The sequence below is a fragment of the Mesorhizobium sp. C395A genome, from assembly GCF_030323205.1.
Classification (GTDB): domain Bacteria; phylum Pseudomonadota; class Alphaproteobacteria; order Rhizobiales; family Rhizobiaceae; genus Mesorhizobium.
The window spans coordinates 225,806-248,803 of sequence record NZ_CP100473.1; the positions used below are offsets into that span (position 1 = coordinate 225,806).

21 protein-coding genes are annotated in these 22,998 nt (G+C 63.3%); 4 read left to right on the forward strand and 17 right to left on the reverse strand.

What is annotated here, in order from left to right:
• Window positions 1–34: 34 nt before the first annotated feature.
• The 16 genes from NLY37_RS00990 to NLY37_RS01065 all read right to left on the reverse strand — a co-directional run bounded on the left by NLY37_RS00990 (window position 35) and on the right by NLY37_RS01065 (window position 17,867).
• Window positions 35–1,744: a trimethylamine N-oxide permease gene (locus NLY37_RS00990; RefSeq protein ID WP_023668560.1), complete on the reverse strand. Its 1,710-nt coding sequence runs from the start codon at window positions 1,742–1,744 to the stop codon at window positions 35–37.
• A 306-nt stretch (window positions 1,745–2,050) separates the two neighbouring features.
• Window positions 2,051–4,420 (reverse strand): trimethylamine N-oxide demethylase, encoded by a 2,370-nt coding sequence (locus NLY37_RS00995; RefSeq protein ID WP_023740639.1) that lies wholly within the window; start codon window positions 4,418–4,420, stop codon window positions 2,051–2,053.
• Between the two features lie 354 nt (window positions 4,421–4,774).
• Window positions 4,775–5,407: a sarcosine oxidase subunit gamma gene (locus NLY37_RS01000; RefSeq protein WP_084558897.1), complete on the reverse strand. Its 633-nt coding sequence runs from the start codon at window positions 5,405–5,407 to the stop codon at window positions 4,775–4,777.
• Window positions 5,385–8,378 (reverse strand): sarcosine oxidase subunit alpha, encoded by a 2,994-nt coding sequence (locus NLY37_RS01005; RefSeq protein WP_031245881.1) that lies wholly within the window; start codon window positions 8,376–8,378, stop codon window positions 5,385–5,387. The genes NLY37_RS01000 and NLY37_RS01005 overlap by 23 nt, the downstream gene beginning before the upstream one ends.
• Window positions 8,379–8,559: 181 nt before the next feature.
• Window positions 8,560–8,835 carry a sarcosine oxidase subunit delta gene (locus NLY37_RS01010; RefSeq protein WP_023684437.1) on the reverse strand — a complete coding sequence of 92 codons (276 nt, stop codon included), beginning with the start codon at window positions 8,833–8,835 and terminating at the stop codon, window positions 8,560–8,562.
• Window positions 8,836–8,850: 15 nt separating this feature from the next.
• Window positions 8,851–10,104 (reverse strand): sarcosine oxidase subunit beta family protein, encoded by a 1,254-nt coding sequence (locus NLY37_RS01015; protein ID WP_023740642.1) that lies wholly within the window; start codon window positions 10,102–10,104, stop codon window positions 8,851–8,853.
• Between the two features lie 36 nt (window positions 10,105–10,140).
• The gene (gene glnT, locus NLY37_RS01020) at window positions 10,141–11,448 is read right to left on the reverse strand and encodes a type III glutamate--ammonia ligase (protein WP_023696631.1); all 1,308 of its coding nucleotides are present in this window, start codon (window positions 11,446–11,448) and stop codon (window positions 10,141–10,143) included.
• A gap of 32 nt (window positions 11,449–11,480) precedes the next feature.
• Window positions 11,481–12,809 (reverse strand): FMN-binding glutamate synthase family protein, encoded by a 1,329-nt coding sequence (locus NLY37_RS01025; RefSeq protein WP_023696630.1) that lies wholly within the window; start codon window positions 12,807–12,809, stop codon window positions 11,481–11,483.
• Window positions 12,810–12,815: 6 nt separating this feature from the next.
• Entirely contained in the window at window positions 12,816–13,544 is a 729-nt protein-coding gene (locus NLY37_RS01030) for a GltB/FmdC/FwdC-like GXGXG domain-containing protein (RefSeq protein ID WP_023668551.1), read from the reverse strand.
• A gap of 4 nt (window positions 13,545–13,548) precedes the next feature.
• A complete protein-coding gene (locus NLY37_RS01035) occupies window positions 13,549–14,445 on the reverse strand; it encodes a class II glutamine amidotransferase (RefSeq protein ID WP_023740643.1) in 897 nt (298 codons plus the stop codon).
• An 84-nt stretch (window positions 14,446–14,529) separates the two neighbouring features.
• The gene (locus NLY37_RS01040) at window positions 14,530–14,847 is read right to left on the reverse strand and encodes a hypothetical protein (RefSeq protein WP_023740644.1); all 318 of its coding nucleotides are present in this window, start codon (window positions 14,845–14,847) and stop codon (window positions 14,530–14,532) included.
• Window positions 14,844–15,533 carry a hypothetical protein gene (locus NLY37_RS01045; RefSeq protein WP_023740645.1) on the reverse strand — a complete coding sequence of 230 codons (690 nt, stop codon included), beginning with the start codon at window positions 15,531–15,533 and terminating at the stop codon, window positions 14,844–14,846. The genes NLY37_RS01040 and NLY37_RS01045 overlap by 4 nt, the downstream gene beginning before the upstream one ends.
• 42 nt (window positions 15,534–15,575) lie before the next feature.
• Entirely contained in the window at window positions 15,576–16,970 is a 1,395-nt protein-coding gene (locus NLY37_RS01050) for an APC family permease (RefSeq protein WP_023668547.1), read from the reverse strand.
• A 14-nt stretch (window positions 16,971–16,984) separates the two neighbouring features.
• Complete coding sequence (locus tag NLY37_RS01055; protein WP_023668546.1) at window positions 16,985–17,146, reverse strand: hypothetical protein; 162 nt, start codon at window positions 17,144–17,146, stop codon at window positions 16,985–16,987.
• 27 nt (window positions 17,147–17,173) lie between these two features.
• Window positions 17,174–17,551: a hypothetical protein gene (locus NLY37_RS01060; RefSeq protein ID WP_023668545.1), complete on the reverse strand. Its 378-nt coding sequence runs from the start codon at window positions 17,549–17,551 to the stop codon at window positions 17,174–17,176.
• 28 nt (window positions 17,552–17,579) lie between these two features.
• Entirely contained in the window at window positions 17,580–17,867 is a 288-nt protein-coding gene (locus NLY37_RS01065) for a hypothetical protein (protein WP_023684429.1), read from the reverse strand.
• Window positions 17,868–18,153: 286 nt separating this feature from the next.
• Between NLY37_RS01065 and NLY37_RS01070 the strand changes: the two genes are divergently transcribed.
• From NLY37_RS01070 to NLY37_RS01085, 4 genes are read left to right on the forward strand one after another with little or no spacing between them, the layout of a single operon-like run.
• The gene (locus NLY37_RS01070; RefSeq protein WP_023684428.1) at window positions 18,154–19,287 is read left to right on the forward strand and encodes an aminomethyl transferase family protein; all 1,134 of its coding nucleotides are present in this window, start codon (window positions 18,154–18,156) and stop codon (window positions 19,285–19,287) included.
• 41 nt (window positions 19,288–19,328) lie between these two features.
• Window positions 19,329–19,925, forward strand: coding sequence for a dimethylamine monooxygenase subunit DmmA family protein (locus NLY37_RS01075; RefSeq protein WP_023668542.1), 597 nt, complete (start codon window positions 19,329–19,331; stop codon window positions 19,923–19,925).
• Entirely contained in the window at window positions 19,922–20,887 is a 966-nt protein-coding gene (locus NLY37_RS01080; RefSeq protein ID WP_023740646.1) for a PDR/VanB family oxidoreductase, read from the forward strand. The genes NLY37_RS01075 and NLY37_RS01080 overlap by 4 nt, the downstream gene beginning before the upstream one ends.
• Window positions 20,888–20,896: 9 nt before the next feature.
• On the forward strand, window positions 20,897–21,937 hold the full coding sequence (locus NLY37_RS01085) for a heme-dependent oxidative N-demethylase family protein (protein WP_023687065.1): 1,041 nt from the start codon (window positions 20,897–20,899) through the stop codon (window positions 21,935–21,937).
• A 122-nt stretch (window positions 21,938–22,059) separates the two neighbouring features.
• Here the strand turns inward: NLY37_RS01085 and NLY37_RS01090 are convergent, their stop codons facing one another.
• Complete coding sequence (locus NLY37_RS01090; RefSeq protein WP_023740647.1) at window positions 22,060–22,770, reverse strand: helix-turn-helix domain-containing protein; 711 nt, start codon at window positions 22,768–22,770, stop codon at window positions 22,060–22,062.
• Window positions 22,771–22,998 lie beyond the last annotated feature (228 nt).

Consider the following 22,998-nt stretch of genomic DNA (forward strand, 5'->3'; position numbering starts at 1 on the left):
CCGAAGCGCGCCCATTCTTTTCAAGCCATCACTTTCAGATGACGAAGTACCAGTTGGCGAGCAGCATCACCACCAGGCCGGCGACCAGCGTCAGGTAGGGCAGCATGCCTGCCTTTTTGACCGAGAGGTCTGCGCCCGCCATGCCGAGGTCGGCCAGCATGTGGTCGGGGAACTTGCCCTTGTCTTGGACGTAGTGCCGGTAGCAGAACACCGGGATGATCAAGGCGGCTGTGATCAGGCCGGCCCAGAGCGCCATCGGGTTCCACACCTTGGCGCCGGCGCCCATGAAGATGGCGTTTACATAGGCGAAGATGGCGCCGAGGCCGAGCAGCCAGCTCGGCGCCTTCCAAGGCCGGTTGATGTGGCCGTTGTCGATGCGGTGGATCCAGCCGGCATTGAGGTTGAGGAAGTTGAAGATGATGTAGCCGCAGTTCGACACGGCGAGGATGAAGAAGAAGCTCGTCGCGTCGGCCGAGGCGATGGCCAGCACGATCAGGTTGAAGACGAGATCGGTCCACATGGCGCGCGTCGGCGCGCCATGCTCGTTGACGTGGCTGAGATAGCGCGGCAGCCAGCCATCGACCGAGCCCTGGTAGAGCGTGCGCGACGAGCCGGCCATTGCCGTCATGATGCACAGCACCAGCGCCAGGATCATCAGCATCACCAAGAGGCTGTGGATCAATGCGCCACCCCCGACCATGCCGGCCAGTGCATCGGCGACACCCGAGCCGTCGACGATCGGCGTCGCCAGCATGCCGTTGAGGCCCAGCACGCCCTGGAAGGTGAAGGGCACCAGGATGAACAGAAGCATGCAGAGCAGGCCGGAATAGAAAATCGCCTTGAACGTGTCGGTGCCCGGGTTCTTGAACTCCGATGTGTAGCAGACGGCGGTCTCAAAACCATAGGTCGACCATGCGGCGATGAACATGCCGCCCAGCACCAGCGTCCAGCCGGCAATGTTCCACGAGCCGGGCTCCGGCGCGTAAGCCGCCGCCAGCGGCACCAGCGGCGAAAAGTTCGCCCAGTTGATCTGGCCGGTGACGATCGGCACGACACCGACGATCAGCATCGGGATGATGACCAGGAGGCCGATATACTTCTGCACATTGGCGGTGCCGAGAATGCCGCGATGCTGGATCGAGAAGATGATCAGCATCAGCACCGCGCCGATGAAGAAAGTGGCATTGAGGGTGAAGGAGACAGGACCCAGCGTGTGGCTGAACAGCGTCCAGTTGCGGATCGCCGGCGTGGCCGCCGCGGTCACCGCGGCGATGGCGTCGGCAGGCACCGTTCCGGCATGCGCCGCGATATAGGCGACGACGTCCGGCGACGCCTCGGTGAACAGCGGCACCGGCGCCAGCGCGTTGAGAATATAGGCGGCGGCGATCGAGCAGCCCAGCGACAGCACCGGCGACCAGGCGAACCAGTTGCACCACACCGACAGCGGCGCGATGAACTTGGAATAACGCAGCCAGGCGGTGGCGCCGTAGATCGAGGCGCCGCCCGACTTGTTCGGGAACAGGCCGGCGATCTCGGCATAGGTGAAGGATTGCAGGAAGCCCATGATCATGGAAGCGATCCAGATCCCGAAGGCCAGCGTTCCCGTCGTTCCGGCAATGCCGCCGATCGAAAACAGGACAAGGGCAGGAACGCCGCTCGCCACCCAGAAGGCGCCGCGCCAGTCGATGTTGCGGAGCAGCTTGCCTTCAGCGGGCTGCTCCAGGGCAGTGGTAATCGTGCTCATCTGTCTGAATTCCCCATTTTGTGTTCCCGGCCGGTGATGCCTCGGCTTCGCGAAGCTTGTTCCCCGGTACATGACCGCACGACTCCAGTGTTTCCACTCAGTCGTATTTTTTTCTTAACAGTGAAGATTGATCCGGCGCGCTTTCACGTCAAGTGATTTGTGGCGTCGTGCACATCACGGTTGCGAAACGCTCGCTTTGTCCTTCTCCCCTTGTGGGGTGAGAAGCGGTCCGCGGTAGCGGACGGAAAGCCAATTGCTTTCGAGCTTCGAACGCCCTGAGCCTGCGAAGGGCCGGGGGTGCAACCCTCAGGATCGCGGCCTGGTCTTTTGCGGATCGTAGTGAGCGAAGGCCACCACCCGCGCCGGCAGCCGCTTGGCATGACCGTCGAGCTTGCCGATCTCCACCTCTGTGCCGATTGCCGCGTGGGTGACGTCAAGCCTCGCCAGAGCGATGTTTTTGTTCAGCACCGGCGAGCGCATGCCCGAGGTGACGACACCGATCTGGGCGCGGCCGATATGGACGCAATCCCCATGGCCGACGGCGACATTGCTGTCGATGTCGAGGCCAACGAGCTTGTGCTGCGGATGTTCCTTGCGCCTTATCAGAGCCTCGCGGCCGATGAAATCGTCGGTCTTGGCCTTCAACGGTACGGTGAAGCCAATGCCCGCCTCGAACGGGTCGGTCTGGTCGGAGAATTCGTAACCGGCGAAGATCAGCCCGGCTTCGATGCGCACCATGTCGAGTGCCTGCAGGCCCATCGGCTTCAGCCCGTGCGGCTGGCCGGCCTCCCAGATGGCATCCAACACTTTTTCGGCGTCGCGTGGGTGGCACCAGATTTCGTAGCCGAGTTCGCCGGTATAGCCGGTGCGCGACACCACGACCGGAATGCCATTGCCGCCGCCGATGCGCGCGACAGCGAAGCGGAACCATTCGAGTTCGTCGATCGACGGTTGCAGCGGCGAGGTCCAGACCACCTCTCGCAAAATGTCACGGCTCTTCGGCCCTTGGACAGCGACATTGTGCATCTGGTCGGTGGACGAGCGCACCAGCACGTTGAGGCCAAGCTTCTTTGCCGTCTCGCGCAGCCATTCGCCGGACAGGTCATCGCCGCCGACCCAGCGGAAATTGTCCTTGCCGAGCCGCAGCAGCGTGCCGTCGTCGATCATGCCGCCATGCTCGTAGCACATGGCGGAATAGACGACCTGGCCGACGCCGAGCTTCTTGACGTCGCGAGTCAGCGTGTATTGCAGCAGCCCTTCGGAATCGGGACCGGTGACCTCGAACTTGCGCAGCGGCGACAGGTCCATGATCACCGCGTCCTGCCGGCAGGCCCAGTACTCGGCGATCGGCCCCTCTTTGGCGAAAGAATTGGCCAGCCAATAACCCCGGTATTCCACGAAGTTGCGGGTGTGCTTGGCGAAGCTTGAATGGAAGGCGGTCTCGCGGGTCATTTTCGGTTCCGAATCGGGCGTCATGCGTCTGGCGATCGCTCGCGAGAATTTGTGTTGGCCGGAATAGGTTCGCACATGGATGTCGGTCGGGTTCCAGCCATTGGCCGGTGTCGTGTCGTCGGGACAGGCGGAGGAGACGCAGACGATGTCGGTGAGCGCCCTGAGCAGGACATAGTCGCCGGCGCGCGACCACGGCTCATCCGACACCATCACGCCATGGGCGTCGATCTCCGTGTTGAAGAAGAAGTTGATCGCCATCCAGCCGGCGCGGGGCGTCACGCCCTTGTCGGCCAACGCGCGATTGAAATTCTCCGAGCAGTTGGTGTGGCCGGGATAGCCGATGTCGTCATAATATTTGGCCGCACACGCGAGCGCGAAGGCGTCATGCCGGCCGCACGTGTCCTGGATAACCTCGACCAATGGCTCCATGTCCTGGTCGTAATATTTCGAGTGAAGGCCGGGCATCGGGTAGCTCGACCCCATCAGCGTGCGCGTGGTCGTAACGTCGAGCGGATGGTCCAGCCCCTTGTCCAGCTTGCGCGCCGAGAAGCACTGGAAATCGGTGCACTGGCGGCCGTCGACATCGATGATCTGCAGGTAGTCGCCGGCCTTGACGAAATAGGATTCGGCTGTCGCCGAATGGACGCGCAGATCGAGCACCAGATCGGCAAGCGGATCGGCCAGCTGCGACTTTGTCTTCAGGCGCACGGTGGCGCGGCGCACCATGACGGTGAGCGGCGTTGCCGTATCATGGCCGTCGACGAGCATCGGCCCGCCGGGCGCGGCAATCAGCATCGCGCCGTCGCGCGTGACCGTGAATGCCTGCTCGGTGCCGGCAGGCGTTGCGCCGCCGAACACACGCACCGCCTTGGGCTCGTCGAGCTGCACCTGGCGGCGCTCAAGGCCACGACGGACGGAAGCCAGGCTGTCATCGCCCTCGGCCAGAAGCGCCTTGATCCCGGCGGCATTGCTGTTGGACTTTTCGCCGAGGATGGAAGGATCGGTGGCGCCGGTCCTGCCCCAGGCCAGCAACTCGCAAGCCTGCCCGCCCTCGACATTGCGCACGGTGAACGTATCGCCGGCCTCGACCTCGATCAGCACCGCGCCATTGCCCTGGATCGTATACCGCTCCATGCCCGGCGGCAGCGCGATCTGGCCGGGCCTCAGGATGAGGCTCGGCCGCGGCGGTCCGGCTGCGACAGAGGGGTAGGGCGACTGGCTCATCTCAGCCTTGCGGTTCGAGAAACAAGTTTGCCTGTGTGTAAAATTATTTTAGCAGCAAGAATAGCAGCGCGGTTGGGTTTGGCAAGGTGGAGGGTGGCGTTCTCGCCGCGGTCGCTAAGGCCGAACCTTGCCGATCAGCCCTATCTTCCGAACGTCAGCGCTGCCCCTCATCTGGCCGCCGCCATCTTCTCCTCGTAAACGGGGCGAAGGACGCTGTCGTCGCCGGCTTCGCCAATCGCCAACGTTGCAGGATGAGCGCCGAGGCTGCGGCCAGCTTCTTTCTCCCCGTCACTATACCGGGAGAAATGCCCGGCAGGGCAATGAGGGGCGGCGCCAACATCTGAAACTATCGAGCTAAAGCTCCTCGGAATGCTCGATAGCCACACCATACTCCGCAGCCGAATCCAACATCGTGTGCCACAGACTTTCGGCAAACGTCGCAAACACCAGGAGGTTGAACACCGCCTGCCCATCCGCCTTGTCACCACCACGCCAGAGGGTGACGCTGGTGTGATCCATCGAGGTCGCGGCAGCAGCGCCAACCGGAAACGCATCGGGATGCAAATCAATCGACGACAGTTTCGCCAGCATGGCGCGCGCCTTGAGGCCGCAGATGCTGATCAGCACGCGTGCATGCGATTGGTCGGATAGCGAAGCGGAAGATGCAAAGGTCTGAGCGAGCACCTCAGTCCTGCCACCCTTCGACAGGACAAAAAACTGATCCGGTCCCGACCAGATCAGCGTCGCATCAGCGGTGCCAACTGCCTTCGGCGTTTCCGGAGCCGCGACGCCGAAACGAGCGTTCGCGGCCTCGGCCAAATCACCCGCCTTGCCGCGCCGTGCCATCACCTGGACGAGGTCGAAATTGCGGATCTCGGTCAGCGACACACCGGCATCGCCTTGCGGGCCGCAAGCGCCAGGAGCGAGCGCGCGCTCGAGCGGGCTGCGAACATCCCAGAAAAAGTCAGCCACGCTGGCGCCCTCCATCGGGATCGTAGAAGACGGGATTGCAGAGTTCGATATCGTAGTCTTCACCGCGCAGCGGATCATGCGCGTGGACGATCTCGCCGATGCGTTCGCGGCCGCGCTCGACAAGGCCGAGACCGATCCACTGGTCGAGCGTCGGCGAGAAGCAGACCGAGGTGACGTAGCCCTGGTCGTTATCAGGCCCGGGCGTCTGGCCCTTCGGGATGATGTGCGCGCCGGAGCGCAGGCGGCGCGCCTTGTCGACCGGCTTGATGCCGACCACGACCTGCCGGTCCGGCGCCACCAGCGCCTCGCGGCCGGCCATGACGCGACCGATGAAATCCTTCTTGGTCGACATCATCTTGCCGAGACCGAGATCGGCGGCGGTCGTCGTGCCGCTCAGTTCCGGTCCGGCGACATGGCCCTTTTCAACGCGCATGACGCCGAGGGCTTCTGTGCCATACGGCGTCACGCCGAACGGTTTTCCCGCCAGCATCAAATTGCGTGCCATCGCTTCACCGTAACGCGCCGGCACCGAAATCTCGAACGCCATCTCGCCGGAGAAGGAGATGCGGAACAGCCGCGCCTTGATGCCGCCGCGCAAAGCGACTTCGCGCACGCCCATGAATGGAAAACCTTCGTTCGAAAGGTCCTCGGCAGGGTCGACGATTTCCTTCAACAGGTCTCGCGTCCTTGGCCCGGCAATCGAGAATTGCGCCCACTGGTCGGAGACCGAGGTGAGTTGCACGTCGAGTTCGGGGAATAGCACCTGCCGGCAGAATTCGAGATGCTGCATCACCAGCCCGGCCTTCGCCGTGGTCGTGGTGAGGAAATAATGGTCATCGGCCAGCCGCGAGGTCGTGCCGTCATCATAGACGAGGCCGTCCTCGCGCAGCATCAGCCCGTAGCGGGCTTTTCCCACGGCAAGGTTTGAGAAGGTGTTGATGTAGACGCGGTCGAGGAAGGCGCCGGCATCGGGGCCGTGCACATCGATCTTCCCCAGCGTCGAGACATCGCAGAAGCCGACGCCCGAGCGCACCGCCTTGACCTCGCGGGTCACGGATTCCAGCCAGTCCTTCTCGCCCGCGCGCGGATACCATTGCGCGCGCTTCCACAGGCCGGTCTCGACAAAGATCGCGCCTTGTTCGGCCGCCCAGTGATGCGACGGCGTCAGCCGCGTCGCATGGAAATTTTCGTCGCGATGATGGCCGGCAAAGGCGCCGATGGCGACAGGCACGTAAGGCGGCCGATAGATGGTCGTGCCGGTCTCGGGAATGGATTTGCCCGACACCGCCGCCATGATGGCGAGGCCGGCGACATTGGACGTCTTGCCCTGGTCGGTCGCCATGCCGAGCGTGGTGTAGCGCTTCAGGTGCTCGACCGATTCAAAACCCTCGCGCTGCGCCAGCTCGATGTCGGACGCGGTGACATCATGCTGCTGGTCGACGAAAGCCTTGCCTTTGCCAGCGACATGCCAGAGCGGGGTCAGCGAGAACGCCTCGTCGTCGGCGACCGGTGCCGATCCCGCATTGCCGATCCGGCTGGCGTCACGCGCCGCTGCGGCGCCGGCCTCGAAACCTGCGCGCAGGCAGGCGCCTAGCCCGAAGTCGCCATTAGCCGCACCTGCGGCGACCATACCGGGCGGCGCGCCGTCCGGCACGAAGGCGGCGATGTCGTCTCGCCATTTCGGCCGGCCGCGATGGTAAGAGGTGAGCCCGACCGCCGGATTCCAGCCGCCGGAAACGGCAAGCCCGTCGGCCTCGACCTCGGCGCGCGCGCCGCCGGTCAGCGACACCGCTATTTTTCTTACGCCGTCCTTGCCGCCGTCGACGCCGCTGACCGAACCATGCAGCACGGTGAAGCCGTTCCTGGAAGCGAGAGAACGATGGGCAGGCGAGACGTCAGGCCGCGCGTCGATCACCGCCGCGATCTGCAGCCCGGCGCCGAGTGCCGTCTCGACCGTGCGCCAGCCATCCTCATTGTTGGTGAACAGCGCGATCCGCTTTGCCGGCGTCGCCGCATAACGTGTGACGTAGGTGCGGATGGCGGACGCCATCATCACGCCGGGCGTGTCATTGCCGGCAAAGACGATGGGACGCTCAATCGCGCCGGCGGCGACGACGCAGCGCTTGGCCACGATGCGCCACAGGCGCTGGCGCACCTGATGCTCGGGCGGCACCGGCAGATGATCGTTGACCCGCTCGATCGCGCCATAGGTACCGCCGTCATAGACGCCGAACAGGGTCGTGCGGGTCATGATGCGGACATTCGGCATCGAGCTGAGCTCGGCCAGTGTGCGCGACAGCCACTCCGCGGCCGGCAGACCGTCGATCGTGCCGCCATCCGACAACAGACGGCCGCCGGGCGCAAAATCTTCTTCGCACAGGATGACGCGCGCACCGCTGCGGCCTGCAGCGAGTGCGGCGGCGAGACCGGCCGGACCAGAGCCGGCGATCACCACATCGCAATGCGCCCAGGCCTTGTCGTAGTGATCCGGATCGGGGGTGACCGCCGCGCGACCCAGACCCGCGGCGCGTCGGATCGCCGGCTCGTAGACCATTTCCCAGAATTTTGCCGGCCACATGAAGGTTTTGTAGTAGAAGCCGGCGACGAAGATCGGTGCGAACAGCTGGTTCACCGACATCACATCGTGGCGCAGCGACGGCCAGCGGTTCTGGCTGGCCGCTTCGAGGCCTTCATAGAGTTCGGCCGTCGTGGCCTTGGTGTTGGCCTCGCGCCGTGCGCCGGTGCGCAGTTCGACCAGCGCGTTGGGTTCTTCCGAGCCCGCAGTCAGAATGCCGCGCGGACGATGGTATTTGAACGAGCGGCCGACCAGCTTGACGCCATTGGCGACCAGCGCCGACGCCAGCGTGTCGCCCTGGAAGCCGGAAAATGTCGTGCCGTCGAAGCGGAAGGTGAGGGGGGTGGAACGGTCGATGAGACCGCCGGATGAGAGACGATGAGAGGTCACGATGTCCAGCCTCTGATCCATATGGTGTCATGGCGAAGGATGGCGCCGCCCCTTACCCTCCCCCTTGTGGGGAGGGTCGCTGCCCAGCAGCGGGGTGGGGGTGCGGCACCGACCCCCACCCGGACCTGCGGTCCGACCTCCCCACAAGGGGGAGGTAGGGGGCTGGCGCTTTTCGCGACGGCTGTGGTCTCGACAGAATAGCTCATGTCTCCACCTGGCTCGCACCAGCCCCCGCCGCCGGTTCCACCGCCGAGATCTCGTGCGTCAGCGTGTTGCGGGTGACCTTCAGCCAGGCCCGGCAGCCACCGCCGTGATACCAGTTCTCTGCCATCACGCCGGCGATGTTGTCGCGCAGATAGACATAGTCGTAGACGGCATCTTCGCCGGCATCCGCCGCCGGCCGTACAGGCTTGGCATCGCCGAGATAGCTGAACTCGCCGAGTTCGCGTTCGCCGCAGAAAGGACAGGTGATACGCATCTTGTTCCGGCCGCCTCAATGCAGGTTCGGTTGGGCGCCTTGGCCCTTTTCGTCGATCATGGCGCCGCGCTGGAAGCGGTCGAGCCGAAACAGCGCCGCCTCCTTGTGCGTTTCGTCACGCGCCAGAAGATGGGCAAAGACCAAGCCGGAACCGGGCGTCGCCTTGAAGCCGCCATAACACCAGCCGGCGTTGAGGTAGAGCCCATCGACCGGCGTCTTGTCGATGATCGGCGAGCCATCCATCGACATGTCCATGATGCCGCCCCATTGGCGCAGAAGCCGTACCCGGCCGATCATCGGGATCAGCGCCATGCCGCCTTCGCAGACATCCTCCATGACAGGCAGATTGCCGCGCTGGGCGTAGGAATTGTAGCCGTCGATGTCGCCGCCGAAGACCAGCCCGCCCTTGTCCGACTGGCTGACATAGAAATGCCCGGCGCCGAAGGTCATGACGCCGGGGATGAGCGGCTTGATCGCCTCCGAGACGAAAGCTTGCAGCACATGGCTTTCGATCGGCAGGCGCATGCCCGCCATCGCTGCGACACGCGACGATGACCCGGCGACTGCCATGCCGACCTTGCCGGCGCCGATCTTGCCGCGCGACGTCTCGACGCCAGTCACCTTGCCGTTGCCGTCCCGGACAAAGCCGGTGACCTCGCAGTTCTGGATGATGTCGACGCCGAGTTCGCTCGCCGCATGGGCATAGCCCCAGACCACCGCGTCATGCCGCGCGGTGCCGCCGCGGCGCTGCAGGAGGCCGCCCTGCACGGGAAAGCGCGCATGGTCGAAATTCAGGAACGGCAGCATCTTCTTCAGCGCCGCCTGGTCGAGCAGTTCGGCATCGATGCCATTGATGCGCATGGTGTTGCCGCGCCGCGCATAAGCGTCGCGCTGCGCATCGGAATGATAGAGGTTGAGGACGCCGCGCTGGCTGACCATCGCGTTATAGTTGAGGTCCTGCTCCATCCGCTCCCAAAGCTTCATCGAAAGCTCGTAGAAGCCGGTATTGCCGGGCAGGCCGTAATTGGAACGGATGATGGTGGTGTTGCGGCCGGCATTGCCGGAGCCGATCCAGCCCTTTTCCAGCACGGCGACGTTTCTGATGCCGAACTCGCTGGCGAGGAACCAGGCGGTGGCGAGCCCATGGCCGCCGCCGCCGATGATCACCACATCGTAGTGGTCCTTGGGCGCCGCATCGCGCCAGGTGCGCTGCCAGTTCTTGTGGCCGGAAAGGGCAGCACGGGCGAGCGAGAAGAGCGAATATTTCATCAGGTCATTCCGAGGTCGCTCGCACCGCTAGGACGATTATATGTCCAGCGTGTGGTCGCGCTCCCATTGCGTGAAGTGCGAAGCATAGGAATTCCATTCCTGGTGCTTCAGCTTTAGATAAGCCGACGAGAATTCCTCACCCAGCGCCGCCTTGAGCGATTTGTCCTTGTCGTATTCGCGAAGCGCGTCGAGCAGATTGAGCGGCAGCTTCGGCGCGCCTTTCACCGTGTGGCCGTTCTGGTACATGTCGATGTCGTAGCGCTTGCCGGGATCGGCCTTGGAGCGGATACCGTCGAGACCGGCGGCAATGATGACGGCCTGCAGCAGATAAGGGTTTGCGGCGCCGTCCGGCAGCCGCAGCTCGAAGCGGCCGGGGCCGGGCACGCGCACCATGTGGGTGCGGTTGTTTCCGGTCCAGGTCACCGTGTTCGGCGCCCAGGTGGCGCCCGAAATGGTGCGCGGCGCGTTGATGCGTTTGTAGGAGTTCACCGTCGGGTTGGTGATCGCGGCCAGCGCCGAGGCATGTTTCATGATGCCGCCGAGGAAATTCTTGCCCTTGGCCGACAGGCCGAGCTCCATCGCATTGTCGGCAAAGACGTTGACCTTGCCGGCCTTGTCCCACACCGAAATATGGGCGTGGCAGCCATTGCCGGTCAGGCCCTGGAAGGGCTTAGGCATGAAGGTCGCGCGCAGGCCGTGCTTTTCCGCCACCGACTTGACCATAAACTTGAAGAACGAGTGCTTGTCGGCGGTGGCGAGCACATCGTCGAAGGCCCAGTTCATCTCGAACTGGCCGTTGGCGTCTTCATGGTCATTCTGGTAGGGGCTCCAGCCCAGCGCCAGCATGTGGTCGCAGATCTCGGCGATGACATCGTAGCGGCGCATCACTGCTTGCTGGTCGTAGCAGGGTTTTGAAGCCGTGTCGTATTTGTCGGAGATGACGCTGCCGTCCGGCGAGATCAGGAAGAACTCAGCCTCGACGCCGGTCTTGACATGCATACCGTCAGTGGCGGCTTCCGCAATCAGCCGGCGCAGCGTGTTGCGTGGCGCCTGCTCGACTTCCTTGTCGTCCATGATGCAGTTGGCGGCGACCCACGCGACATCGCGCTTCCACGGCAGCTGGATCACCGAATCCGGATCCGGCACCGCCAGCATATCAGGATGCGCCGGCGTCAGGTCGAGCCAAGTGGCGAAACCGGCGAAGCCGGCGCCGTCCTTCTGCATGTCGGCGATCGCCTGCGCCGGCACCAGCTTGGCGCGCTGGCCGCCGAACAGGTCGGTGTAGGAAATCATGAAATATTTGACGCCGTTCTCTTTGGCGAATGCGGCGAGATCGTTCCCCATTATAGCTCCTCGCTTATTTTGATGTGATTTTGTTAGAAGCCGTTTTTCCCCGGTATCCAGTTGGTGCCGGCCAGCGGCACGCCTGCCATGGCGGCGGCTTCGATGGTGAGGGCTACGAGATCCTCGGGCTCGAGATTGTGCAGGCTGTTCTTGCCGCAGGCACGCGCAATGGTCTGCGCCTCCAGCGTCATCACCTTGAGGTAGTTCGCCAGCCGCCGTCCCGCGGCGACCGGATCAACCCGCTTCATCAGTTCGGGGTCCTGCGTGGTGATGCCCGCGGGGTCGCGGCCCTCGTGCCAGTCGTCATAGGCGCCGGCGGTGGTGCCGAGTGCATTGTACTCCGCTTCCCAGCGCGGATCATTGTCGCCGAGTGCGACCAGCGCTGCCGTGCCGATCGACACCGCGTCCACGCCGAGCGCCAGCGCCTTGGCGACGTCGGCGCCGTTGCGAATGCCTCCGGAGACGATCAGCTGCACCTTACGGTGCATGCCGAGATCCTGCAGCGCCTGCACCGCCGGCCTGATGCAGGCAAGCGTCGGCTGGCCGACATTTTCGATGAATACTTCCTGGGTGGCCGCCGTGCCGCCCTGCATGCCGTCGACCACGACGACATCGGCGCCGGCCTTCACCGCAAGTGCTGTGTCATAATAGGGGCGGGCGCCGCCGACCTTGACGTAGATCGGCTTTTCCCAGTCGGTGATCTCGCGCAGTTCGAGGATCTTGATCTCGAGATCGTCCGGCCCGGTCCAGTCGGGATGGCGCGAGGCCGAGCGCTGGTCGATGCCCTTCGGCAGCGTACGCATCTCAGCGACGCGGTCGGAAATCTTTTGTCCCAGCAGCATGCCGCCACCGCCGGGCTTGGCGCCTTGGCCGACGACCACTTCGATGGCGTCGGCGCGGCGCAAATCCCTGGGGTTCATGCCGTAGCGCGACGGCAGATATTGATAGACCAGTTGCTTGGAATGGCCGCGCTCTTCCTCGGTCATGCCGCCGTCGCCCGTGGTGGTCGACGTCCCGGACAGGGTCGCGCCACGGCCGAGCGCTTCCTTGGCCGGGCCGGACAGCGAACCGAAGCTCATGCCTGCAATGGTGATCGGGATCTTCAGCTCGATCGGCTTCCTGGCGTAACGCGAGCCGAGCACGACGCTGGTGTCGCAACGTTCGCGATAGCCTTCCAGCGGGTAGCGCGAAATCGACGCGCCGAGGAACAGCAGGTCATCGAAATGCGGCAGCTTGCGCTTGGCCCCGGCGCCCCTGATGTCATAGATGCCGGTCGCCGCGGCGCGGCGGATTTCGGAAAGCGTGTAGTCGTCGAAGGTCGCGGATTTGCGCGGCGTCGTCGGCGGGTTCTTGTAGGTCATGCTGCCTCAATACGCGTCGGCGTTGTCGATATTGAAATTGTAGAGCGTGCGCGCCGAGCCGTAGCGCTTGAATTCCGACGGCTTGACGCCGGTGACGCCGGCGCGGTCGAGCAGTCCCTGCAGCAGTTCGATATGCTCGGGCCGCATCTCCTTGGCGATGCAGTCGGCGCCCAGGCTTTCGACCTTGCCGCGCACGAACAGCCGCGCTTCGTAGATGGAATCGCCAAGTGCGTCGCCGGCATCGCCCAGCACCACCAGATTGCCGGACTGCGCCATGAAGGCCGACATGTGGCCGATATTGCCGTGCACGACGATGTCGATGCCCTTCATCGAGATGCCGCAGCGCGACGAGGCGTTGCCCTCGATGACGAGCAGCCCGCCCTTGCCGGTGGCGCCGGCATACTGGCTGGCGTCGCCCTTGATGACGATCGAGCCCGACATCATGTTTTCGCCGACGCCAGGCCCGGCCGAGCCGTGCACGGTGATGGCAGCGCCGTCATTCATCCCGGCGCAGTAGTAGCCGACGCTGCCGCGCACATCGATGCTGACAGGCTGGTCGACGCCGACGGCAACCGAATGGCTGCCCTTCGGGTGCAGCACTTCCCACGCCGTTTCGTTGGAGCCGGGCGTCAGATTGTGCAGCGCCTGGTTCAGTTCACGCAGCGACGACACGTCGAGATCGAAGACCCGGGACGCCTGGTCTTGCGCCGCCTTCGAAAGTTTGGTTGCCGGCATGGGCTCAATGCTCCCAGAAATAGACGGTTGCGGGTTCCGGTTCCCAGACCCTCGCATTGTCTATGCCGGGCAGTTTGGTCAGCGCCCGATATTCCGAGCCGAAGGCGACATACTGATCGGTCTCGGCCATGACGGCGGGCTTGCAGGCGATCGGATCGCGCACCACGCCGAAACCGTTCTTGGTGCCGACGACGAAGGTGAAGAAGCCGTCGAGGTCGGACAGCGTGCCTTCCAGCGCCTCGCCGAGGTTCTTGCCATGCGCCATCTGCGACGAGAGATAGGCGGCGGCGACCTCGGTGTCGTTCTCGGTCTCGAATTTCATGCCCTCCCGCACCAGCTCGCGCCGCACATTGTTGTGGTTGGACAGCGAGCCATTGTGCACCAGGCACTGGTCGGCGCCGGTCGAGAACGGATGCGCGCCCATCGTGGTGACGGCCGATTCCGTCGCCATGCGGGTATGGCCGATGCCATGCGTGCCGGTCATCGAGCGGACGTCGAAACGGTCGACGACCGCTTCCGGCAGACCTACTTCCTTGTAGATTTCCACCGCTTCGCCGGCGCCCATGATGCGCACGTCGGGGCAGATTGACTGCAGCGCTTCGCGCGCGGCATCGACCTTGTCGGGCGCGGTTCTCAACACTGCATGGGTGGACTTCACCGCTATGCTCACCGGCGCGCCGATGGCCTTCGCGAGTTCGGCGTCGAGGCCGCGGAAATCGCGCTCGGGCTTCGCGGACTGGATGGTGATCTTGGCTTCATTCCTGGAAGGCGCGCCATAGATGGCGATGCCGGCGCTGTCGGGGCCGCGATCGCTGAGCGATATCAGCATCTGCGACAGCATCGAGCCGAGCTGCGGCTCAAGCGACTTGTCTTTCAGAAAAAGTCCGACGATTCCACACATGTCAGCCTCCCGGCGTTACCACTAGACGATGATGTATCGAATGCGTCGTGCGAATTCAATCATATGAAAAAAATATTCCTGTAGTTACGTATCCGGCTCGATGCGGCCTTGTGAACTATCGCCGCCGTCGCGGGCGCTGTGAATCCATGTGGCGGTGCGGATGCGGGCTATTCTGTAGGCATCGAGGATCGACAGCGCATAGATCAGGAAGCCGCCGGCGTGGCGGCCGACGAAGCTGGCATCGGCCGGCGCGATCTTGGCCGTCACCCAGGCGAGGATCACCATGAAGAACAGGAACTGCAGGCCGCGCACGGGCACGCCCAGAATGACGTGGCCGCTGGCCGGTAAGACGAGGGCAGCGCCGAGCACCAGATACGGGTTTGTCGGTGCGGGTGCGCTCATGCGACCTGCCTTTCCTGTCGGTTGATGGCATCGCGCAGCACTGAGGCCGAGGTCAGCAGTCTCTCGACCAGCGTTGGATCCAGCCTTGCGCCGCCGAATGCGGCCTGCCGGAACACGCCGTAGCGCGCCCGCTCGGCCTCGGCCAGCAGCCAGACGATGCGCACGCCATTCGGGGTGATTAAAAGTTCCTTGGCGCGGCCTTCGGCAAAGATGTCGAGATGGCTGGCGATGAGGTTCTGCGGAAAGCGCGCCGCCCTGAGGTTGGTTCGCAGCACCGCTTCGGCCGGGAAGCCGGGTGCCTTCGGCAGTGTGTGCTGGAGGTGGTCGAAATTGGAGAAGGTCGTCGGCGAGCCCGGCCGCATCATCATGTCGAAGGTCGCCGGCACCGCAACCGGCTCTGTGATCGTGACACTCAACCATCGCGCCGGCAGCTTTCGCGTCGCCAGCGTGTCGACGATGGTGCGCAGCTGCACGCGCTGTCCGTTCCACGAACCCGCCCAGGTGACAACGCCGGCTGTGTTATCAGAGACATCAACGGCATCTGTGATGACGGTCCGGATGCTGGCTGCCTCGGCTGCAAGATCAGCCTTGGCCTTTTTGCGGCTGGCGCGCGCATGCCAGGCGAGGTGCAGGACGAGAGCCACGGCGACCGCCCCGGCCAGCAATGCTGTCGTCACGTCAGACACCTCGTCACGCCATGCCCGCCCAGACCGGCAGGCCCTCTCCTGTCAATAGCCCTGCGGCTTCGGCCACGGCATGGTGAACTGGTCGCCGCGACGCACATAGCGGTAACGGTAGAAGTGGAACCACAGCGAGATCAGGAAGTAGAAGGCGACCATGGCGATCAGCTGCGTGCCGTAGCCGAGGAAGATCGCAAAGAAGGTCACCACGCAGAGGCAAAACAACACGATGGCCGGGATCGGGTGGAACGGGTGCGTATAGCCGCGGCGGATCGTGCCCAGCGGCCACTTTTTGCGGAACATCATGATGTTGATGCTCATGAAGGTGTATTGCAGCACGCCCGACAGGATCGAGAAGGTGATCGCCTGGTTGAGGTCGGCAATGAAGGCGAAGGCGAGCGCGATCGGCAGCAGGAACAGGATCGAGCGATAGGGCGTGCGGTATTTCGGGTGCACGGCCGAGAACCATGTCGGCAGATAGCGGTCGCGTCCAAGCGAGAACCACGCGCGGGCCGCATCGTTGATACAGCCATTGGCCGACGCCAGTGCCGCGAGCAGCGTGGCGACGAACAACAGGTTTTCCAGCAGCGGGCTGCCGGTCAGCTTGCCGGCGTCCCACAAGGGATAATAGGTGATACCGAGGTACTCCCAGGGCATCAGCGAGGCGCAGACATACCAGGTCATGGCGGCGGCGATCAAAAGCGTGATCATGCCGGCCATGGTGCCGTAAGGCAGCGAACGCGCCGGCGAGCGCACTTCCTCGGCGGCCTGCGTGGTGCCTTCGATGCCGAGATAGTACCAGATGCCGAACTGGAAGGCCGCGATGACGCCGATCCAGCCATAGGGCAGCGCATTGCCGGGGGTGACCAGCTCGTTGAGCTTCAGCACAGCACCCTGCGTCCAGGGGCTGACCGAGAAGAACAGGATAACGATCGAGACATAGGCTATCGCCGTGATGACGAAGTTGACGTTGAGCGTCATCAGCACGCCGCGATAGTTCAGCCATGCCAGCACGACGATGGTGGCGGCAATGAAGGAGTTGTGGGTGAGCCCTTCGACGCCGGCCTTGGCGACGATGGTGTCGCCGAGCAGGATGGCGTCCGAAACCTCCAGCATGGTGTAGGCAAAGACCAGGAACAGCGCGACGTTGAAGGCCATCAGGGGCCCGACAATGTGCTTAGCCTGCGCGTATTGGCCGCCGGCGGCGGCAACCGTCGATGTCACCTCGGAGTCGATCATGGCGACCGAAGTGTACAAGAGCCCGACCACCCAGCAGACGATCAGCGCCGCCAGTGCGCCGCCCTTGTCCGCCGAGAAATTCCAGCCGGTGAATTCGCCGACCAGCACGATGCCGACGCCAAGCGCCCAGACATGGGCCGGGCCGAGCACGCGTAGCAGTGAAACTCTGTCGCCGTGTATTGCCGGTTCAAGCGTGATCGTCATTGTTCAATCCCCACTCAGATCCGGTGTTTTTCGGAAGCGGCTTCAAGCTCGCCTTCGCGCGAGGAAGTCAGCACCTCCTCGGAATAGGTCGTGTCGATCTTGAACCAGTCGTAGAGCATCCACAGCGCAAGCACGACCGAGATGCCCCACGATGCGTAAGAGAGTGCGACCCACATGAGCGTGCTTCCCCAAAATCTCTGGCGTTACTTGTCGTCGAACTTTTCGTTGATGACGTCGCGATATTCGCGGTCGGAGGCGCGGAACAGGAAGACGAAATAGCCGATCAGCACCGCCGCCATGATGATCAGCGTCGGCCAGTCGATGATGTAGTGGAAGCGGTTCTGGATGATGTCGTGCGCGGTCTCCGGCGTATAGCCGAGCTTTTCCCAGATCGAGGCCATGGTCGGGTTCTGTCCCAACGCTTCCCAGGTCTTGGCATCGAGCGCGTCGATGGATTTCGCCGCACCCGCCAGGCCGAGTTTCAATGGCAGCCACAGCGCCACGAAAATGGCGACCACGACGACCACGATATCGAAAATCTGCCCGGCCTTGCCTTGTTCCGGCGGCGTGTAGCGCGACATGTCTTCTACCCCTCAGGACGTTCTGTTTTCAGGACTTGCGGCTGCGGGCCGCGTCGGCGTTCTTGATGTCGAGACCGTAGATGAAGTCCTTGTCTTCCTTGTAGTGATTGACCATCGCCAGGATGGCGGCCGTGTTGAAGATCAGCACTGCGGCCGCCGCGATCGCGACGACGATCTTGATCCCGGTGTCCGGGATGTAGGGCCATGTCATGACGAGCACGAAGAGGATCGTCGCCCAAAGGCAGATGATCAGCAGCGCGGATCCGCGCAGGTCGGAACGGTACAGCGCTTCGATGCGCTGCTGCAGGTCTGACATCGGTTTTCCCCTTTTTCCAGCGCCCGACCCCGAATTGGCCGCCCGCTGCCCTCTTTCAACAGAGTGAAATTTTTTTCATAAATTCGGGCCGAATCCAGCAATTGTCAAGCCGATTTTACGTTGGGTTAACCGTTTGTCCCCAGCCGCGAATTTTGCCTGACAATGAAATTATTTGCTTGCGGGTATTGCGGCATCAGGACGTTTGCGATCAATATTCGACCAAATGCTCCCGCCTCCGCGCAGGGAGCCGGGAACACAATAGAATTTTCGAACGGAGGATTTGCGCATGACGGCATCCTGGAGATTTTCGACCCTGGCGGATCGCCATCGCGCGTTAGGCTCGAAGCTCGAAGACTGGAGCGGCATGGGCACCGCCTGGACCTACGACAAGGACGCCGACGAGGAATACACCGCCATCCGCACCAGGGCCGGGCTGATGGATGTGTCGGGCCTGAAGAAGGTTCACATCACCGGGCCGCACGCCTCACACCTCATAGACCTGGCAACGACGCGCGACGTGGAGAAGATCTATCCCGGCAAGTCGGCCTATGCCTGCATGCTGAACGAGGCCGGCAAATTCACCGACGACTGCATCCTCTACCGCACCGGGCCGAACGCCTGGATGGTGGTGCACGGCTCCGGCACCGGCCATGAGGAATTGCAGCGCGCTTCCGTCGGCCGCGACGTATCGTTGCGCTTCGACGACAATCTGCACGATCTGTCGCTGCAGGGGCCGACCGCGGTCGACTATCTCTCAAAGCATGTGCCGGGCATTCGCGACCTCAACTATTTCCATCATATGCAGACGCAGCTGTTCGGCTTTCCCGTCATGATCTCGCGCACCGGCTACACCGGCGAGCGCGGCTACGAGATATTCTGCCGCGGTCAGGACGCCGGCACCATCTGGGACAGGATCCTCGACGAGGGCAAGAGCGCCGGCATCATTCCGTGCCGCTTCACCACGCTCGATATGCTGCGCGTCGAAAGTTATTTGCTGTTTTATCCCTATGACAACTCGCAGAAATATCCGTTCGAGAACGAAGGCCCCGGCGACACGCTGTGGGAGCTCGGCCTCGACTTCACTGTCAGCCCCGGCAAGACCGGCTTTCGTGGCGCCGAAGAGCATTACCGCCTCAAGGGCAAGGAGCGCTTCAAGATCTACGGCGTGCTGCTCGACGGCAAGCAACCCGCGGATGAGGGCGCGCCGGTCTATCGCGACGGCAAAAAGGTGGGCGTGGTCACCTGCGCCATGTATTCGCCGCTGGTCGAGAAATCGATGGGCATCGCCCGCCTCGACGTCGACTGCGCGGTCAAGGACACCAGGCTCGAGATCCGCAACAAGAGCGGTTCGATCAGGGCGACGGCGCAGCCTCTGCCCTTCGACGATCCCAAAAAAACCAAGCGCACGGCGAAAGGCTGAGGCACAATCGACAGCGAGGGTTTCGAGGTACGAAGTAGAGAATGGCAGCCAAAACGATCATCAGCCGGCCCATTTACGGAACCCTGTCCCCGCAGCCCGGCAAGCATCATCTTTTCGTGGCGGATGCGGAAGGCGCGCTGGCGATCGTCGATATGGCAAGGACGGCGCCCCCCGGCTTCTTCGACGGCGCCGAAATCGTCTTCATTCCCGGGGCCGACGGCAAGCACGTTGCCGCTCTTGAGGCACTGAAGTCCGCGCAATTTCATGTCGCGCCAACCTTCGCCAGCCTGCTGCCCCGGCTGAAGCAGACGCTTGCCAACGCGCATATGGGCCTGCGCCTCTATCTCGCCGGCACCGAAGGGCTGATCGGCCAGGCCATGCAGGTGGCGCTCGAAGCCGGCATCGATCATACCTCCATGCAGACCGAGCATCGCGGCTCATTGGCGCGGCGCATGCAGTGCGTGCATTGCAAAGGCATCACCGAAAATGTGACGACGCAGCCGGCCACCTGCGCGCATTGCGGCCTGCTGCTTCTGGTGCGCGATCATTATTCGCGACGGCTGGCAGCATTCCAGGGCGTCTGCATAAATGCCGAGGATCGCTCGGAGATACCTCCCATCGAGGAGGTCTTCCCATGAGCACCGGCACCACCAAGCTCGATGTCGTCGTCAGCGACGTCGTCCCGGTCAACGAACTGGTGACGCGCTTCCATTTCCGCCGCCGTGACGGTGAGCTTTTGCCGACCTTTTCCGGCGGCGCCCATGTCGTGGTCGAGATGCGCGATGCCGACCGCACAAGGCTCAATCCCTATTCGCTGATGGGGTCGCCGCTCGACACCCGCGAATACACCATCTCGGTGCGCCGCGACGATGTCGGCCGCGGCGGCTCGTTGTTCATGCACCGGAGCGTCAACCCCGGCCTGGAGATGGTGGTCAGCTACCCCGTCAATCTGTTCTCGCTCGACCTCAGGGCCAAGAAGCATCTGATGCTTGCCGGCGGCATCGGTATCACGCCGTTCATGGCGCAGACCGCGCAGCTCGCCGGGTCCGGCGGCAATTTCGAGCTGCACTACACCTGCCGCACCGCCTCGCTCGGCACCTATGCCGATGTGCTGCAGGAGCGCTATGGCCGTCGCGTCCGGCTCTATCACGACGACCGCGACGAGCGCATCGAACTCGACCGTCTCTTGTCCTCGCAGCCGCTCGGCACCCATCTCTATGTCTGCGGCCCGACCGGCATGATCAACTGGGTGCGCGAGCGCGCTGCGGCTCTCGGCTGGCCGGCGGAGACCGTGCACTACGAGCATTTCGCGGCACCCCAGCCCGGCCTGCCGTTCGACGTCACACTTGCCGTCAGCGGCAAGACCATCCGCGTCGGCGAGCAGCAGAGCCTGCTCGAAGCGATCGAGGCCGCCGGCGTCGATCCGCCCTATCTCTGCCGCGGCGGTGTCTGCGGCCAGTGCGAGACCAACGTCATCTCGCATGACGGCAAGTTCATCCACAACGACCACTGGCTGAGTGAGGAAGACCACCGTTCCGGCTGCAAGATCATGCCGTGCGTGTCGCGCTTCGAAGGCAAGTCGCTGGTCCTGGAAAGATAGGAGGCGAGCTTGGGCATCACCTTTCGCAAGGAAACGTTTCGGGACGATTTCACCTTCAGGAACAGCCCGGAACACATCAGGCGGTTTCCGTTCCCGTTCCACGAAGACGCCTACATGTATGCGGTCAACATCGAGCCGCATGTGGTTGGCCCCAAGGGCAGCGTTCTGGAAAACCTGATCGACGTCGACGAGCACTATGTCGCCGAGATGCAGGACCGTGCACTGGTGCTGGCCGACGATCCGCTGCGCTGCCAGTCGCTGCCGCACATGACGCTGGCCGGCTGGGACCTGCTCGAACTGTTGATGGAGCAACAGGCACTTGGCTATCCCGAGCATTTCACCCTGACCCGCGACGGCGACCGCTGGCGCTGGATCAACCGGCCGCTCGGCATCGACGACACCTTCACCTTCGGCGACACCTCGACACTGCCTTACGGGCCGATGGAGTACATCACCCGCCAGAGCCAGGGTGATTTCTGCATCCTCGATCAGCGCGACGGCAATCTTTGGATGGACGCCGGCATGGTCACCACCCAGGCCGACTGGTCGCTCGATTTCGACATCGGCATGAATTTCTTCGAATGGCACGCGCCGGTGCCGCTGGCGCATGAGAAGGGGATTTTCGTCAGGGCGCTGAAGTTCCTCACCAACATCCAGCAGGGCAAGCCGGCGCGGCGTCTCAACTGGACGATGACCATCAACCCGCGCCTCGACACCAGCCCGGAGAATTACCACAAATGGGGCCCGGACCGCGCGACGGTGACGCCCGAAAATGTCGGCGACAAGGTGCATCTGCGCGTCGAACTGCAAAGCTTCTGGCGCCTGCCGCGCTCGAACGGCATCGTCTTCCCGATCCGCTGCTATCTCATCAAGATGGACGAACTGGTGACACAGCCGAAATGGGCAAGACGACTGCACCGGGTGATCCGGGATTTGCCGGAAGAGCTGGCCACCTACAAGGGCCTGACGCGGTATCGGCCGACATTGGTGGAATGGCTGTCGAAGCTGGATGATGGCAGTGCGACGTCACCGGGGTTCGGGCCGGACTAAAGGCCCCCTCATCCGGCCGCTGCGCGGCCACCTTCTCCCCGAGCGGAGAAGAGATCGCCAGCGCTGACGCCAGACTCCTCTCCCCTCGGGGCAATCCGGGTGAGGGGGCTGCGGCGGTCCGACTACCCCGCGCTCTGCGGATAGCAAATAATCGACAGATACCGCATCGGAAGTTTCGTCAGTTGCTCCGGCCCGTGCGGCGCATCGGCGTCGAAGAACAGGCTGTCGCCGGGCTTCATCGGATAGAGGTTGCTGCCGTGCCGGTACACCACCTCGCCCTCCAGCATATAGAGGAATTCCATGCCCTCATGCTGGAAGGTCGGGAACACATCCGAATCCTCGGTCAGTGTGATCAGATAGGGTTCGACGACGACGCCGCTGGTGTTGGAGCCGATATGGCCGAGCAGATTGTATTGATGGCCGGCGCGGGTGCCGCGGCGTTCGACATCGAGGCCTTCGCCGGCCTTGACGAAGACGGCGCTGCGCTCTTCCTCGAATCGGCGGAAGAAGGCGGTGACGGGAACGCCGAGCGCCCTCGACAGCGCCTGCAGTGTGGTCAGCGACGGCGAGGTGATGCCGTTCTCGATCTTCGACAGCATGCCCAGCGAAATGTCAGTGGCGACGGCGAGATCGGCAACGGTGATGCCGAGCTTCTTGCGGAAGGCGCGCACCTCGCGCCCGATCGCCACCTCCAGCACTTTTTCGCGGGTGTCGCGAATGGCGTGCGGATTCTGCGTCAGCGGCGCGCGGATGGGTTTTCCGTCCACGGAGGCCTTTGCCGGTGGCTTTGCCCTTGTCGAAGCAGTCTTGGAGTCGGAACTTGTCTTCGCCATCTCGCCCCCGAATCCCTGTGACTTTATTTCACTCCAGGTGAACATATTCGGTGCCGATACAGAAACGCAACCGCGCAGCAAGCCCGTTAAGTCGAATGGTGTCCGCACCGGATTTGCGCCGTCATCGGTTTTTCCGGAAATCCGCTGGGGCGAAACGCGGTTTCGTCACAAGGCCTGTTGACAGCATCCAAGAGGCAATTACTGTCCTGTGAGTGAAATTTGTTTCGT